Genomic DNA, 14,891 nt, shown 5'->3' with positions numbered 1-14,891 from the left:
CCCCGCGCGGTGACGGCGACCCGACCCTCGTCCGGTCTCGAGTTGGCGTCGAGTGGGCGCGACGCGCGGCGTATCGTTCGCCCGATGGCCGATGACATTCCCCGGGTCTTCGCCGACGCGATCGCGGCCGACCCGACCCGACCCCTGCTGACCTGGTACGACGACGCCACCGGGGAACGCACCGAACTCTCCGGGGCGACGCTGGCGAACTGGGTGGCGAAGACCGCCAACCTGCTCGTCGACGACGTAGCCGCCGGCCCCGGCAGCGCTGCCGGCGTGTTGCTCCCCCCGCACTGGCAGACCGCCGCCGTGCTGCTCGGCTGCTGGTCGGCAGGATTGACGGTGGCCGGGGAGCCGGGGCCGGTGGACGTGCTCTTCGCCGCCGCCGACCGGGTCGCCGAGGCGGACGCCTGGTCGGCCGGGGAGCGCTACGCGCTGGCGCTCGCCCCGTTCGCCCTGCCGCTGCGCGAGGTGCCGGCCGGCTTCGCCGACTACGTGGTCGAGGTCCGCGTCCACGGCGACCACTTCTCCCCGTACGCCGGGGGTGGTGCCGAGCTGGTCGGCCACGCGGCGCAGCGGGCGGCGGACCTCGGCCTCACCGCCGGTGACCGCGTGCTGGTCGACGCGGCCCGACACCCGGACCCGGTGGACTGGCTGCTCGCCCCGCTGAGCGTGGGGGCGAGCGTGGTGCTCTGCGGCAACCTCGACCCGACCCGCGTCGAGTCCCGGACGGCATCGGAGAAGGTCACCCGCTCGCTGGCCTGACGTCCATCGGCGGGTCAACGCGGCAACCGCCGGGAGCAGTCGCCATCATGGCCGGCCGCGAGCAGGCAGCGCCGGCCAGTCGGCATCCGGCGGTCGCAGAAGACCCGATGCCGTACGCCCTGCTCGTCCTCGTAGGAGACCGTGGTCTCGCCGGGGTCCACCATAGGCAGGTAGCTCAGCGACCGGGCCACCATCCGGGCCATCCGTCGCGCGGCGTCCAGGTCGGTGATGACCACCGGCAGGTGGATCACGAAACGTTCCGACATCGTTACCGCCCCGCGTGGTTCTGGGCGCGGCTGGCCTGGCGGGTCTGCCACTGCCGCAGCGCCTCCTTGATCCGGTGGTTCTCCTCCCGCACCTGCTCCAGGGCGGCGTAGAGGCCGGCGAGGTCACCGGCCACCCGGTGCAGGAAGTCGTCCACCTCGGCTGGGTCCAGCCCACGCCGACCGAAGCGGGTGGTACCGAACGATCGCCCACGCACCTGGCTGGGCCGCAGCGGCGCGCAGGACGCCGACCGGTACAGCCCGCCCCGCGCCGGCCGCTGCCGGGGCGACCGGTGGTGACGACCAACGTTCTCCGATCGCCGCCGGAAGAAGATCCGCATCCGGGAAACACCCTTCACTCGTACGCCATCAGGGTGGTCCCGTCCGGCCTCCTTGCGACGGACGGAACCCCTCCCCAGACCTGCCACCGCAGCCACGACCAGCAAGTACGGCAGCAGGGTCACTCCATCGCCGACGCGTTCGGGTCCACGTCAGCTGGTATGGGCAGCTAAGCAGCGGCGGAACAGAAAAGCAATGTGTCATTTTGTGTGTCGCCGGAGCGATATCTAGATCAAGACTCCACGCTGTTACGTGTCTATTGTTTTTGCTACGCGGCGTTGACTAAAGTGGACGACAGCTCGTTTCTTGGACGAGTCAGGAGGAGGATCCGGTGTCACAGACGGTGACCAGTTCGACGATGCTGCGCCGACAGATCGGCCGGAAGTTCGAGGCGTTGCGCAAGTCAGCCGGACTGACCATGGAGCAGGCCGCCGAACGCCTCGACCGGGCTCGGGCAACGCTGCACCGCATCGAAAGCGGCGCGGAAAGCGTCCGGTTCCGCAAGCCGGACGTCGAGCAGATGCTCAGGCTCTATCACGCCTCCCCGGAGGACGCCGAGGTTCTGCTCGCCATGACCGCCGCCACACGGGAAAACAAGAACTGGTGGCACGACTACATTGGCTCGGGCCTGCCGCGCTGGTTCCAGCTCTACGTCGGCCTGGAAGCTTCCGCAGCCTCGATCCGCCAGTACGAGGCCGAGTTAATCCCCGGCCTGCTCCAGACCCGCGCGTACGCCGAACAGGTCTTCCGCCTACCCGGCGGCTTCGGCAACCATCAGGACAGGGCAGAGCACGAGCGCGCACTGGAGGCGCGGGCCCAGCGGCAGAGGCTCCTCACTCGCTTCGCTCCTCCACAACTCGATTTGATGATCAACGAAGCAGTGTTACGGAGAGTGGCGGGCAGCCCAGCGATCATGAACGAGCAACTTCGTCAGATCATCAAGGCGGCAGAACTACCAAACGTGACCCTGCGGATCGTGCCATTTTCAGCTGGACTACATGCCGGGGCGATGTCCGGAGCGTTCTCGATCTTGGACTTCCCCCGTGACAGCAACGGGGAAGCGCTGGAGCCGACCATCACCTACCTTGAAGCACCTACCGGCGCTGTCTACCTCGACAAGCCCCACGAGACGGAGGTCTACAACGCGATCTGGAGCGAGATGGCTGGCTGCGCCCTCGACGAGCAAGAATCCCGAGACCTCATCGAGCATGTTGAACAGGAGTACCGCTATGCCTGATCTGAAGCACGCAAACTGGCGCAAATCGAACCGCAGCGGCTCGGGCAATTGCGTCGAGGTCGCCGACAACCTGCCGGATATCGTCGGAGTCCGCGACAGCAAAGACCTTGCCGGTCCGGTTCTGACCTTCACGCCGGGCGGCTGGACCACTTTCATCGAAGGACTCAAGAGCCGCAGCATCCGCTCCTGACCGTTACAGGTCGAACGCAGAGGCTCGGCGGACTGATCTCTCCCACACCGCTTGGTCAACCTTGGTCTCAGCCGACGGTGGCGTCTTCGTCGGTGGCGCGGCGCTGGGCGAAGGCGGCGAACGCGGTCAGCGACTCCGGGTTGACCAGGGCCCCCTTGGCGGCGGCGGAGTCCACCGGCGTACCGGTGAGGATCTTCTTCACCGGCACCTCCAGCTTCTTGGCCGACAGCGTGCGCGGCACCGCCCGCACCTGGTGGATCTCGTCGGGCACGTGCCGGGGGGAGAGCGCGGTCCGCAGCTCGCGGGCGATCTTCTTCCGGAGCGTGTCGTCCAGCTCCAGCCCCTCGCCGAGCACCACGAAGAGCAGCAGCTCGCCGGCACCGCCGTCGGCGTCCTCCAGGTGCACCACCACCGAGTCGACGACCTCGTCCAGCCCCTCGACCACCGAGTAGAACTCGGCGGTGCCGAGCCGGACGCCGCCCCGGTTGAGGGTGGCGTCCGAACGGCCGGTGATCACGCAGCCGCCCCGGGAGTTGACGGTGATCCAGTCGCCGTGCCGCCACACGCCCGGATAGAAGTCGAAGTACGCCTCCCGGTAGCGCTTGCCGTCCTGGTCGTTCCAGAACCCGACCGGCATGCTCGGCATCGGCGCGGTGATCACCAGCTCGCCCAACTCACCGATGACCGGGCTGCCGTCGGCCGAACGCGCCTCGACCTTCGTGCCCAGCGCACGGCAGGCGATCTCCCCGGGGTACACCGGCAGCAGCGGCACGCCGCCGACGAAGCCGGTGCAGACATCCGTACCGCCGGAGAGCGACTGGAGCTGGAAGTTGTCCCCGACGGCCTCGTACACCCAGGTGAAGCCCTCGGGCGGCAGCGGCGCGCCGGTGGAGCCGAGCCCACGCAGCGCGGAGAGGTCGGCCACCTCCTTCGGGACCAGGCCAGCTTTGCGGCAGGCCAGCAGGAACGGCGGTGAGGTGCCGAGGTACGTCATGCCGGTCTCCTCGGCCAGCCGCCACAGCGCGCCGAGATCCGGGTGGCCCGGGTTGCCGTCGAAGAGCACGATCGCCGCGCCGACCGCCGGACCGGAGACGAGGAAGTTCCACATCATCCAGCCGGTGGTGGTAAACCAGAAGAACCGATCGCCCGGACCGAGGTCGTGGTGCAGGGCGAGCATCTTCAGGTGCTCCAGCAGGATGCCGCCGTGGCCGTGCACGATCGGCTTGGGCAGGCCGGTGGTGCCGGAGGAGTAGAGCACGTAAAGCGGGTGGTCGAAGGGCACCGGGGTGAAGGTCAGCGACTCGTCGGTCTCGGCGGCCAGCTCGGCCCAGCCGATCGCCCCGTCCTGCGGCGTGCCGGCCGGGTCGAGGTACGGGATCGCGACGGTGTGCCGCAGCGACGGCAGGGCGGCCCGGATGGCGGCCACCTCGCCCCGCCGGTCGACCGGCTTGTCGCCGTACCGGTAGCCGTCCACGGCGATTAGGACCGTCGGCTCGATCTGCTGCCAGCGGTCGGTGACGCTGCGGGTGCCGAACTCGGGGGCGCAGGACGAGAAGACCGCGCCGAGGCTGGTGGTGGCGAGCATCAACACGAACGTCTCGGGGATGTTCGGGGCGTACGCGGCCACCCGGTCGCCGGTGCCGACACCGAGCCGGCGCAGGCCGGCGGCCACCCGGCGGACCTGTTCGCGCAGCTCGGCGGCGGTCAGCGTCTGCGGGGCGCGGGTCTGCCCGTGCGCGATCACCACCGGGTCGTCGTCGGCCAGGCCGGGCATCCGCAGCACGTGCTCGGCGTAGTTGAGGGTGGCGCCGGGGAACCAGCGCGCCCCGGGCATGGTGGCGTCGGCCAACACATCGGTGGCCGGGGTGTGGGAGATGACCTGGAAGTAGTCCCAGACCGAGCCCCAGAACGCTGACAGGTCGGTGACCGACCACTGCCACAGCTCGGCGTAGTCGGTGAACTCCAGCCCCCGGTGCGCCCGCAACCAGCGTAGGTAGTCGCCGATCCGGGACCGTTCGAGCACGTCCGCCGGTGGCTTCCAGAGCACGTCAGGCACGGTTCCATCCCTCCCCGCGACCCGTCACGACGCTGTGCGTGGGCCGTGACGCCATCTTGCCCTACCTCAACCCCACCATTCTCCGCCGCCATCGCCTTGATCGACGTGTGCGCATCCCACATAAAGTGCATGCAGGGGTCCCCTGTTACCGCTTTTTGTCGAACAAGGGGCCCCTGCAGGCACCTCAGCGGGCGGCCGGGCGGCCGGGCGGGCGGGCGGGAAGGTGTGGTCATTTCTCCCGGTGGGCCTGGATGGCGCGGCGACGGGCCAGCCGGTGCGCCCGCCGGATCTCCGCCTCCCGGAACCGGCGTTCGTCCTCCGACGTCTCGGGCAGCACCGGACGGACCGGACGCGGCGCGCCGCCCACGTCGACGGCGACGAAGACCAGGTAGGCGGTGGCGACGGGGACCGGCTCGTCCTCGGCCGAGTCCCACCGTTCGGCGACGACCCGGACGCCCACCTCCATCGAGCTGTGCCCGGTCCAGTTGACCTGGGCGTGGGCGTGCACGAGGTCGCCCACCCGGACCGGCTCGGCGAAGACGATCTCGTCGATCGCGGCGGTGACCGCCGTGCCACCGCTGTGCCGGGCCGCCGCCGCCCCGGCGACGTCGTCGACGAACTTCATCAGAACGCCGCCGTGCACGGTGCCGTAGAGGTTGACGTCCACGGCGGTCATGATCCGGCTCAGGGTGACCCGGGAGTAGGAGCTCGCTTTGCCCAGGGGCGCGGCGGCGGGGTGCTCGGTCATGACGAAGACGGTACGGTGCGCGGATGCGACATCTCTGGAGCTTCCTCGCCGGTCTGGTGGTGGCACCGGTCACCTGGGTACTGGTCGCCCTCGGTCAGGACGGATCAGGCCGGACGATCGACCGCTGGGTGGAGTTGGGTACGTTCAACACGGCCAACCTGATCGAGCCGGCGGTGTACCTCGGGGTCGCCGGCCTCCTGCTCGGGCTGGTCGGCATGCTGCGGGTCTCGCCGCTGGGGCCGCTCGTCGCCGGGCTGCTGCTGGTCGCCCCGTACGTCGGCATGTTGGTCGCGCCGTTCGACGTGCGCGACCAGGTACCGGCCGACTGGAAGGTGTTCGGCGACCCGCTGCCGTTGCTGCTGCCGGTGCGCAACGGCACGCTCTTCCTGATCGGGGTCGCGCTGCTGATGGCCGTGTTCAGCGGGGGGCGCTGGCGACGCTGGCCCCGGCCGGTTCCCGCCCCGGTAGCGGAGACCGGACCGGTGACGGAGGAGCCGCCCTTCGCCCTGACCGACTTCGACAACCCGGCCCGCCCGGACGACCGGGACACTGCCCCGCTCAGCCTCGGCTACCCGGACGAGCCGGCCACCGATCCGCTGCCCCGGCGTACCGCTGGCGCATCGCCCTGGTCCCAGCCACCCGGGGCGGGCCAACGCGACGACACCGCCTGACCCGGCCCCCGGCCGGACAACGCCGACCGGCAGGGGCCACGTAGGACGACGCGACGGACGACACCGTCCGGCCCGGCCGGGGCCACCGTCCCCGGTGGATCGACGGACGCCCGCCCGGTCGGATCTCCGGCCGGGCGGGCGGTATCCCGGCCGGCCGTCGTTTACTACAGTCAGCCGCTATGCGAGTGCCATCCGTCATGGGCCGGCGGGCGGTGGCCGTCACGGTGGCCTCCGCCCTGGTCGTCGCGGTGGTCGCCGGTGCCCGGGCGTACCGGCGGCACCGGGCGGGCACGGTCGACGACGCCGCCGCCGTCTGGTGCCTGGCTGCCGACCGGCGTCCCGCCCTGGTCCAGGCCGCCCGCAGCCTCGGAGTTCCGCCGGACCCGGGCCGCCTGTCGGGAGGTCGCCGAACTGCTGCTCGCCGGTGACCGGCTCACCCCGCACGGTCGACTGCTGGTCGAGCACCTGCACCGCGTGGTCGACACCGACCGGCCGCCCGGACGGCGACCGGTCCGTGCGTCGCTCAGTCGCGCAGGAGCTGGCGGGCCATGACGATGCGCTGCACCTGGTTGGTGCCCTCGTAGATCTGGGTGATCTTGGCGTCTCGCATCATCCGCTCGACCGGGTAGTCCCGGGTGTAGCCGTAACCGCCGAGCAGCTGCACCGCGTCGGTGGTGACCTCCATGGCGACGTCGGAGGCGAAGCACTTCGCCGCCGCGCCGAAGTAGGTCAGGTCGGCGTCGCCGCGCTCGGAGCGGGCGGCGGCGGCGTAGGTGAGCTGCCGGGCCGCCTCCAACTTCATGCCCATGTCGGCGACCATGAACTGGATGCCCTGGAACTCCGCCACCGGCTTGCCGAACTGCTTGCGCTCCTTGACGTACCCCTTGGCGTAGTCGAGCGCGCCCTGCGCGATGCCGAGCGCCTGGGCGGCGATGGTGACCCGGGTGTGGTCCAGGGTCTTCATCGCGGTGGCGAAGCCGCTGCCCTCGGCACCGATGATCCGGTCGGCCGGGATGCGCACCTGGTCGAAGTAGACCTCGCGGGTTGGCGAGCCCTTGACGCCGAGCTTCTTCTCCGGCGCGCCGAAGCTGACCCCCGGGTCCGACTTCTCCACCACGAAGGCGGAGATCCCCCGGGACCGGGCTGTGGGATCGGTCACGGCGAATACCGTGTAGTACTCCGAGACGCCCGCGTTGGTGATCCACCGCTTGACCCCGTTGAGCACCCAGTGATCCCCGTCACGTACGGCCCGGGTGGTCATCGAGGCCGCGTCGCTACCCGCCTCCGGCTCGGAGAGGCAGTACGAGAACATCGCCTCCCCGGCGGCGACCGGGGTCAGGTAGCGCCGCTTGAGCTCCTCGGAGCCGGCCAGCAGCAGCGGCATGGTGCCCAGCTTGTTGACCGCCGGGATCAGCGAGGACGAGGCACATGCGCGGGCCACCTCCTCGATCACGATGGCCGTGGCCAGCGCGTCCGCGCCGGCACCACCGTACTCGGCCGGGATGTGCGGGGCGTGGAAGTCGGCGGCCCGCAGGGCGTCGTACGACGCCTTCGGGAACTCGCCGGTCTCGTCGGCCTCCGCGGCGTGCGGGGCGACCTTCGCCTCACAGACCTCCCGGACCGCCTCCCGGACCGCCTCGTGTTCCTCGGGCAACCGGTAGACGTCGAACGACTGCTCTGCGGCCATGTTGGCGCCTCCCCTTCGCCGCTATCATGCGCAGACCGTGGCTTCGTGGGCCAGGGACCACGCAGACTGAAGGATAGCGACCAGGGTTCAGGTGATCCCTACCGGCGCGTAGGCTCCTGGCTCGACGGCCCCACAGAGCCAGCGGACCATGAAGACGACAAAATTGTCACTCGGTGCCCGGCCAGGCGCCGCAGCCGATTGCGACGCGACGAAGCGCCGCCAGCGCGAGCGGAGAAGACAGGCGTGACGATCCCGTACCCGAACACCCAGCCGATGCCGGCCATCCCGGCGGTGACTCCCCCCTCCGGTGCCCCGCGGCCCCGGGTCACCTTCCTCGGCACCGGCTACCTCGGTGCGACGTACGCCATCTGCTACGCCGAGCTCGGTTACGACGTGCTCGGCTACGACGTCGACGTAGACAAGATCGCCAAGCTGAACGCCGGTGAGGTGCCGATCCACGAGCCCGGCCTGGACGAGTTGCTCAAGCGCAACCTGGCCGCCGGTCGGCTGCGGTTCAGCACCGACATCGCCGAGACCGCCGAGTTCGGCGACGTGCACTTCATCTGCGTGGGCACCCCGCAGCGCGCCGACGGCCTCGGCGCCGACCTCACCTACGTGGAGGCGTCGGTGAGCAGTTTGGCCCAGCACCTCACCCGGAAGGCACTGATCGTCGGCAAGTCCACCGTGCCGGTCGGCACGGCCGAGTGGGTCGAGCAGCTGGTCGGCAAGCACAGCGCGCCCGACCTGGGCGTCGAGGTGGCGTGGAGCCCGGAGTTCCTCCAGGAGGGCTTCGCCGTCGACGACGTGCTGCGTCCCAACCGGATCGTGGTCGGGGTGAAGAGCGAGTGGGCCAACGGGATGCTCTACGCCGCCCACAAGGGCGTCTTCGACCTGGCCGCCACCGAGGACCGTGAGGTGCCGCTGGTGGTCACCGACTTCGCCACCGCCGAGCTGGTCAAGGTCGCCGCGAACGCCTTCCTCGCCACCAAGATCTCCTTCATCAACGCGATGGCCGAGGTCTGTGAGGTCGCCGGCGGCGACGTCACCCAGCTCGCGCGGGCCATCGGGTACGACCCCCGGATCGGCAACCGCTTCCTCCAGGCCGGTCTCGGCTTCGGTGGCGCGTGCCTGCCCAAGGACATCCGCGCCTTCCAGGCCCGCGCCCAGGAACTGGGCGCGGGCGAGGCGCTGCGCTTCCTGCACGAGGTCGACCTGATCAACCTGCGCCGCCGCAGCCGGGTGCTGCAACTCAGCGCCGACCTGCTCGGCCGCCGGTACGGTCCGGCCGGCCCGGACCTCACCGGCACCCGCATCGCGGTGCTCGGGGCCACCTTCAAGCCCAACACCGACGACGTCCGCGACGCCCCGGCGCTCGCCGTCGCCGCGCTGCTCGGCAAGGCCGGCGCGGACGTCCGGGTCTACGACCCGGAGGGCATGGAGAACGCCCGCCGGGCGATGCCCGAACTCAGCTACCAGCCGAGCATGAACGAGGCGGTGACCGGGGCCGACCTGGTCTGCGTCCTCACCGAGTGGGCCGACTTCCGAAACGCCGACCCGGTCGTCCTCGGCGAACTCGTCGCCGAGCGCCGGGTGGTGGACGGCCGCAACTGCCTGGACTCGGCTCTCTGGATCCAGGCCGGCTGGGAGTACCGGGGCATGGGTCGCCCCTGACGCCTGCCCCTGGCCGGAACACCTCCGACCAGGTGACCGGGGCCGGTCGGGGAGCACTCTCCGCGACCGGCCCCGCGCCTGTCCGCGACTTTTCTGGCTGCGATGCGGCGACAACTGTCGAAATCCGTGCCGGGTTTGGGCATGCTGCCACAGTGGGATTCCACAGTGCGGGGCGACCGGGCGGAGGAGTTGTTCGTGGCTAGCTTCCAGTGCGCCTCGTGTGGTCGGGAGATCAAGCCGGCACACCGCTGCCCGGTGTGCGGGGCCGAGCAACCACAGTGGGCGGCGCACATCGCCGAGGTCGAACGGTCCATCGCGGAGATGAAGGCGCGGGACGCCGAGATCGCCCGCGAGCAGCGGCAGATCGCCCAGAAGATGCAGGCGGCGCTCTTCCAGCGGGACATCCTCGCGCACGCCGGCGAGGAGAAGCTGAAGCAGGCCACCAAGACCCGTCGGGTGCTCCGCCGCCGCGTCCCGCGCCGGCCCCCCGGCGCACCGACCGGGGCCGCCACGGACGTCCCGACCGGGGACTCCACCAGCGCTCCGCCCCGGGTGCCCCGCCAGGGCAACCGACCACCGGACGACCCGCCGGCCACCACCACCGCCACCTGGCTCGACGCGGACGACCCGGAGCATCCGCCGGAGGCGTCCTCCCGGGAGGTGCAGAACATCCCGCTCGGCCTGGGCGCGCTGCTGATCGGCGTCGCCGCGGTGGTCTTCGCGGGGGTGGCGACGTCCTCGATGGACGCGCTGGCCCGGCTGCTCATCCTCCTCGCCGCGACCACGCTGATGCTGCTCGCCGCGCCTGCGGTCGCGCGGCGGTCGCTGGTGTCCACGGCCGAGACCATCGCCGCGGTCGGGTTGATCCTGGTGCCGCTGGACGGGTACGCGCTCCACGCCGTGGCCGGGTCCGGCGCGGACGCGGTCCCCGTCACGGTCTTCGCCGGCCTCGTCTTCGCGGTCACCGCCGGAGTCGGCTACGGCTACGCCCGCTGGACCGGCCTGCGGGTGCCCCGATTCGCCGCCGTGCTCGCCGTGCAACCGGTGCTGCCACTGCTCGCCTCCGGGCTGGTGCGGGGGGCCACCGGGTGGGCACTGGTCTTCACCGTGGTCGCCGCCATCGACCTGTGGCTGGCCCGTTCCCCACTGACCACCGAGCGCCCGGTCGTCCCGTCACCGGTCGCCTCCGACCGGGCCCGGACCGTGACCCGTCCGGAGGGTGCCCCCGAGGAGGCCGACGAGGTCTTCAGCGACCCGTCGACGAACACCCGCGCATTCCGGTCCGGTGTCCGGCCGGCGGCCCCGGCCCGACCGGTGCCCTGGCTGGCGGAGCTGGCCTGGGCGCTGCACGCCGTGGCGCTCGCCCTCGCCCTGGCGTACGCGGTCACCGCGCTGCTGCGCGCGGACACCCTGCCGGCCACGCTCGGCGCGGCGGTCGTGCTCCTGCTGGCCGCCGGGGTGACCCTGGTCGGGACGACGGCGGTACGCCGCCCACCCCTGCCCGACCTCGGGGCCGCGATCGCCACCCTCGCCGTGATCGGTGCGCTCGGCCGGGTCGCCGCGGTCGCCCTGCCCGGCCAGGTTATCCTGCTGATCTCCCTGGTGATCGCGCTGACCAGCCTCGCCGTCCGGGCCGTACCGGATCGGATCCGGCGCGGGCCACAGCTCGCCTCGGCGGTGGCCCTGACCGTCACCGGGTTGTTCGTCGGGTCCGGTGCGCTGTACGCCGGTCTCGCCCCGGTCAACGCGGCGCTGCCCGCCTGGGCCGCCGACCTCGACCGGTACCCGGCCGTGCTCGCCGCGGCCGCCGGCCCGGCCGGTTGGCAGCTCGCCACCAGCGCACTGCTGCTCACCGTCGCGGCGGTGCTCGCGCTCCCGGGCGAGATCCGGCGGGAGTTCGCGGTGACCGGGACCGCCGTGACCGCGTTGGCCGTACCCGCCTCGTTCGGGCTGGGCTGGGCGGTCGCACCGTGGCCGCTGGTGCTCACCGCCATCGGTCTCGGTCTGGTCGGGCTCTCCGCCCGCACCGTCCGGGCCGCCCGCGCCCATGTCGGCGCCGCCGCCGTGGTCGGGCTCGCCGGTGCCGGCGCGTCGCTGGTCCGGCCGGCGCTCACCGCCGCCGCGCTGCTCGCCCTCTTCGCGGGCGGGGTACTGGTGACCCTCGCCCCCCGGGTCCGGGTCGCCTCGGCGGCGGCAGCGGACACCATCACCGCCTGGGCGGCCGGCGGCGCGGCGTTCGCCCTGCCCGGGGCGGTGGCCGCCTTCGTCGCCGCGCTGACCCCCGCCGGGCCGGTGCTCACCCCGGCCGCCCTGCGGGAGGTCACCGTCCCGATCCTCGCCTCCAGTTTCCTGGCCGTCTGCGTCACGCTCGGCTACTCGGCGATCGTCCAGGTGTCGCAGCGGGAGATCAGCCCGCCGCTGGCGGTGGGCGCCGGGCTGGGCGCGGTGATCGTCGCGGGGGCGGCCTTCGTCGCCCCCGGCACCACCTCCGCCGACGCCTGGGTCGCGGCGCTGCTGCTCACCGCCGCGCTGCTGCTCTTCCTCGCGCCGGCCATCGACGCCCGGGGCCGGGCCGACCTCGCCCTCGACGGCTCCGACTTCGCTGCGGCGGCGGCCACCGCCGCGCTCGTCGCGACCCTGCTGCGGATCGCGGCGGTGCTCGCCCCCGGTGCGCAACTGGTGGTCGCGGCGGCGCTGGTGCTGCTGGTCGCGGTCGCCGCCCGGACACTGCCGGACGAGTGGCGGCGGGGGCCGGTCCTGGGCATGGCGGTGGCCGGGGCGATCGTCGCCGCGCTGGCCGGTTGGATGGCACTGCGGGGCGGGTTCGGGGTGATCGCGGTACCCGGGCCGATCTGGGCCGGTGACCTGACCGGTTGGCCGGCCGCACCCACCGGCGGCGCCACCACGCAGGCTCCGGTGGCGCTGGTCCTGCTCGGCGTCGCCGCCGCGATCCTTCTGCCCGAACCATGGAAGCACGACGTCTCCGGCGCTGCGGCGGTGCTGGCCACCATCAGCGCGGCCGCCGCGTTCGACCTGCCCTGGTGGTCGCCGGTGCTGGTCGGCGGCACGGTCGCCACCGTCTTCGGGATGGCCGCCGTCGCGGCGGCCGATCCCCGGGCCGCGCTCTCCCGGGCCACCGTGGCCGCGCTGGTGGCGCTGCACGGGGTGGGCGCGGGGCTGGTCCGGCCCTGGACCACCGCACTGGCGCTGAGCATCGTGGTGCTGGTCGGGGCGACGGTCGCCGCGCTGGCCCGGACGTTCGCCGCCCGGCAGGTCGAGCGGATCGAGACCACCGGCATGCCGCCGCACCTGGCCACCATCGGCGGCCTCGGCACGGCGGCGGCCCTGCTCGCCCTCCCCGGTGTGGTCGCCGCCCTGGCCGCCGAGGCCGGACACGGCCCCGAGGTGCTGCTCACCGCAGCGCTGGCCGCGTCCAGCATCGGCCTGGCCGCGGTGGCCGCCCTCCGGCGGCGGGTGCCGCAGTACCTGCCGTACGCGAGCTTCGGCATCGCCGCCGGGGCCACGGTCAGTGCGCTCGCCGCGATCCCCACCGGCCTGCCGGCCGGGGTCTTCGCGGCGGCGGCGGCCCTGCTCGGGGTCCTCGCCGAACTGGCCCGGGCCGCCACGGTGCCACCGGCCACCTCGGCCCAGCCGGTCGGACGCTGGGCGGTGCTGGTCGACGGGGCGCTGCGCCGGATGCCGGACCGCCTCGCCGACCGGCGCTGGCGGGTCAGCCCGGCGGCCGGCGCGCTGGCCGCCGCCGCCCTGCCGGTCGCGCTGGCCGTGGCGTCGATCGCGCCGGCCCTGGTGGTCGCCCTGGTCGAGCCGTACGGGACGCTGTCGCAGGTCTGGGACGGGCCACCACCGCAGCTGTTCACCCCGCCGGCTGCGGCGGCCGACCCGACCCACGTGCTGACCGCCCTGCTGCTCACCATCTGCACGGCGCTCGGCGCGACCGCGTTCAGCGGCGGACAGTACTTCCGGGCGGTCCCGGTGGTGCTGCCCGGCCTGGCGGTCACCGTACTCATCACGCCGGTCGCGTTCGGCCTGGGCTGGCCGCAGACCACCCTGGCCGCGCTGGCGGTGTTCACCCTGGCGATGCTCGGGCTGGCGCTGACCCCGCCGCCGCCCCTGGTCGAGCGGGCCCGGTCGCTGCGCTGGACCCGGGCGCTGACCTTCGGCATCGGGCTCGCCGGTGGCGGGGCGGGGCTGGCCGGCAGCCTCGCCACCCGCGACCTCACCGTCTTCACCCTCGCCGGGGCGGTCGCGGTCGGTACGGTCGCGGCGCTGTTCGGCAGCACCGAGCGGGCCCGCATCCTCGGCTGGCTGTTCGCTTCCCTGATGGCCCAGCTGCTGGTGCTCACCATCGGCCTGGTCGCCGGGCTGGCTCCGGTCTGGTCGGCGTTCGGGGTGCTGGCGGTCGGTGCCGCCCTCCAGGTGTTCGCCGCCCGCCTGCCCCGGCTGCGCCGGCCTGAGGCGCACCGCGAGGCGGCCACCGTGGAGTGGAGCGGCTACGCTGCCGCGCTGATCGCGCTGGCCCTCGCCTTCGACTCGCCACGGCACATCGCCGCCCTGCTCGCCGGCTGGGGCGCGGTGCTCGGGGTGGCCGCCACCCGGCCCGGTCGCCGCCCGACCGAACGACGCATCCTGTTCTGGTCGGTGGTGGGCTGCGAGATCGTCGCCTGGTGGATCCTGATGCGGGTCGCCGACGTGGCGCTGCCCGAGGCGTACACCCTGCCGTTCGCGGCGCTCGCCCTGCTGGTCGGGATGATGGAGCTGCGGGAGCGACCGGATCTGAGCAGCTGGGTGGCGTACGGGCCGGCGCTGGTCGCCGCGTTCGTGCCGACCCTGGCGATGGTGCTGGCCACCGACTCCAGCATGCTCCGGCAGGTGCTCCTGCTGCTCGGCGCGGTGGCCGTGCTGGTCTGGGGTTCGATGACCCAGCAGCAGGCCCCGGTGATCGTCGGCGCGGTGGTCACCGGCATCGCCGCCCTGCACGCGCTGTTCAGCCTCGGGCCGTGGCTGGTGCTGCTCCTGGTCGGCCTGGTGCTGCTCGTGCTCGGCGCGAGCAACGAGCGACGCCGCCGCGCCCAGGACCGTCTCCAGACCGCCCTACGCGGCATGCGCTGACCCGCCCGCGCCGCCTCTGCCTCCCCACCCCCGGCTGGGGTGGCAGCAGGGGTCCCCTGTTACCGCTTATTGCGGAGCAGGGGACCCCTGCAACCACGTGTCGAAGAGCAGACGAGGTCCGGTGGGCACCGTGA

General features: G+C 72.7%; 12 protein-coding genes. 7 read left to right on the top strand and 5 right to left on the bottom strand.

Annotated elements, in window-relative coordinates; genetic code table 11:
- Positions 1 to 84 precede the first annotated feature (84 nt).
- Positions 85 to 765, top strand: coding sequence for a TIGR03089 family protein (locus GA0074694_RS12675; protein ID WP_091457440.1), 681 nt, complete (start codon positions 85 to 87; stop codon positions 763 to 765).
- 14 nt (positions 766 to 779) lie between these two features.
- Here the strand turns inward: GA0074694_RS12675 and GA0074694_RS12670 are convergent, their stop codons facing one another.
- Together GA0074694_RS12670 and GA0074694_RS12665 are read right to left on the bottom strand one after the other, a co-directional pair.
- A complete protein-coding gene (locus GA0074694_RS12670) occupies positions 780 to 1,031 on the bottom strand; it encodes a hypothetical protein (RefSeq protein WP_091457437.1) in 252 nt (83 codons plus the stop codon).
- 2 nt (positions 1,032 to 1,033) lie between these two features.
- Positions 1,034 to 1,369, bottom strand: a complete 336-nt coding sequence (locus GA0074694_RS12665) for a DivIVA domain-containing protein (protein ID WP_091459063.1) — start codon at positions 1,367 to 1,369, stop codon at positions 1,034 to 1,036.
- A 329-nt stretch (positions 1,370 to 1,698) separates the two neighbouring features.
- On the opposite strand from GA0074694_RS12665, the gene GA0074694_RS12660 reads away from it, so the two are divergent.
- Together GA0074694_RS12660 and GA0074694_RS12655 are read left to right on the top strand one after the other, a co-directional pair.
- Complete coding sequence (locus tag GA0074694_RS12660; protein WP_091457434.1) at positions 1,699 to 2,604, top strand: helix-turn-helix domain-containing protein; 906 nt, start codon at positions 1,699 to 1,701, stop codon at positions 2,602 to 2,604.
- The gene (locus tag GA0074694_RS12655; protein WP_091457430.1) at positions 2,597 to 2,794 is read left to right on the top strand and encodes a DUF397 domain-containing protein; all 198 of its coding nucleotides are present in this window, start codon (positions 2,597 to 2,599) and stop codon (positions 2,792 to 2,794) included. Before GA0074694_RS12660 ends, GA0074694_RS12655 begins: the two co-directional genes overlap by 8 nt.
- A 67-nt stretch (positions 2,795 to 2,861) precedes the next feature.
- Here GA0074694_RS12655 and GA0074694_RS12650 read toward each other — a convergent pair whose 3' ends face one another.
- Both GA0074694_RS12650 and GA0074694_RS12645 read right to left on the bottom strand, forming a co-directional pair.
- Positions 2,862 to 4,850, bottom strand: a complete 1,989-nt coding sequence (locus GA0074694_RS12650; RefSeq protein WP_091457425.1) for an acetoacetate--CoA ligase — start codon at positions 4,848 to 4,850, stop codon at positions 2,862 to 2,864.
- Positions 4,851 to 5,079: 229 nt separating this feature from the next.
- Positions 5,080 to 5,598, bottom strand: a complete 519-nt coding sequence (locus GA0074694_RS12645) for an acyl-CoA thioesterase (RefSeq protein ID WP_091457422.1) — start codon at positions 5,596 to 5,598, stop codon at positions 5,080 to 5,082.
- Between the two features lie 23 nt (positions 5,599 to 5,621).
- Between GA0074694_RS12645 and GA0074694_RS12640 the strand changes: the two genes are divergently transcribed.
- Positions 5,622 to 6,269 (top strand): hypothetical protein, encoded by a 648-nt coding sequence (locus GA0074694_RS12640; RefSeq protein ID WP_091457418.1) that lies wholly within the window; start codon positions 5,622 to 5,624, stop codon positions 6,267 to 6,269.
- A 179-nt stretch (positions 6,270 to 6,448) separates the two neighbouring features.
- Positions 6,449 to 6,697, top strand: a complete 249-nt coding sequence (locus GA0074694_RS12635) for a hypothetical protein (RefSeq protein ID WP_141714070.1) — start codon at positions 6,449 to 6,451, stop codon at positions 6,695 to 6,697.
- A 95-nt stretch (positions 6,698 to 6,792) separates the two neighbouring features.
- Here GA0074694_RS12635 and GA0074694_RS12630 read toward each other — a convergent pair whose 3' ends face one another.
- Complete coding sequence (locus tag GA0074694_RS12630; RefSeq protein ID WP_091457411.1) at positions 6,793 to 7,956, bottom strand: acyl-CoA dehydrogenase family protein; 1,164 nt, start codon at positions 7,954 to 7,956, stop codon at positions 6,793 to 6,795.
- A gap of 243 nt (positions 7,957 to 8,199) precedes the next feature.
- On the opposite strand from GA0074694_RS12630, the gene GA0074694_RS12625 reads away from it, so the two are divergent.
- Together GA0074694_RS12625 and GA0074694_RS12620 are read left to right on the top strand one after the other, a co-directional pair.
- Positions 8,200 to 9,627: a UDP-glucose dehydrogenase family protein gene (locus tag GA0074694_RS12625; protein WP_091457408.1), complete on the top strand. Its 1,428-nt coding sequence runs from the start codon at positions 8,200 to 8,202 to the stop codon at positions 9,625 to 9,627.
- A 195-nt stretch (positions 9,628 to 9,822) separates the two neighbouring features.
- Positions 9,823 to 14,757 carry an SCO7613 C-terminal domain-containing membrane protein gene (locus GA0074694_RS12620; RefSeq protein WP_091459060.1) on the top strand — a complete coding sequence of 1,645 codons (4,935 nt, stop codon included), beginning with the start codon at positions 9,823 to 9,825 and terminating at the stop codon, positions 14,755 to 14,757.
- Positions 14,758 to 14,891: the final 134 nt, after the last annotated feature.

The organism is Micromonospora inyonensis, from assembly GCF_900091415.1.
Taxonomy (GTDB): Bacteria; Actinomycetota; Actinomycetes; order Mycobacteriales; family Micromonosporaceae; genus Micromonospora; species Micromonospora inyonensis.
This window is presented reverse-complemented; position numbering and strand designations above follow the sequence as displayed.

Excerpts from the sequence above, each read along its gene's own strand:
- GA0074694_RS12670 (WP_091457437.1), bottom strand. The coding sequence starts at position 1,031 with ATGTCGGAACGTTTCGTGATCCACCTGCCGGTGGTCATCACCGACCTG.
- GA0074694_RS12645 (WP_091457422.1), bottom strand. The coding sequence starts at position 5,598 with ATGACCGAGCACCCCGCCGCCGCGCCCCTGGGCAAAGCGAGCTCCTAC.
- GA0074694_RS12640 (WP_091457418.1), top strand. The coding sequence starts at position 5,622 with ATGCGACATCTCTGGAGCTTCCTCGCCGGTCTGGTGGTGGCACCGGTC.
- GA0074694_RS12635 (WP_141714070.1), top strand. The coding sequence starts at position 6,449 with ATGCGAGTGCCATCCGTCATGGGCCGGCGGGCGGTGGCCGTCACGGTG.
- GA0074694_RS12665 (WP_091459063.1), bottom strand. The coding sequence starts at position 1,369 with ATGCGGATCTTCTTCCGGCGGCGATCGGAGAACGTTGGTCGTCACCAC.
- GA0074694_RS12630 (WP_091457411.1), bottom strand. The coding sequence starts at position 7,956 with ATGGCCGCAGAGCAGTCGTTCGACGTCTACCGGTTGCCCGAGGAACAC.
- GA0074694_RS12675 (WP_091457440.1), top strand. The coding sequence starts at position 85 with ATGGCCGATGACATTCCCCGGGTCTTCGCCGACGCGATCGCGGCCGAC.
- GA0074694_RS12655 (WP_091457430.1), top strand. The coding sequence starts at position 2,597 with ATGCCTGATCTGAAGCACGCAAACTGGCGCAAATCGAACCGCAGCGGC.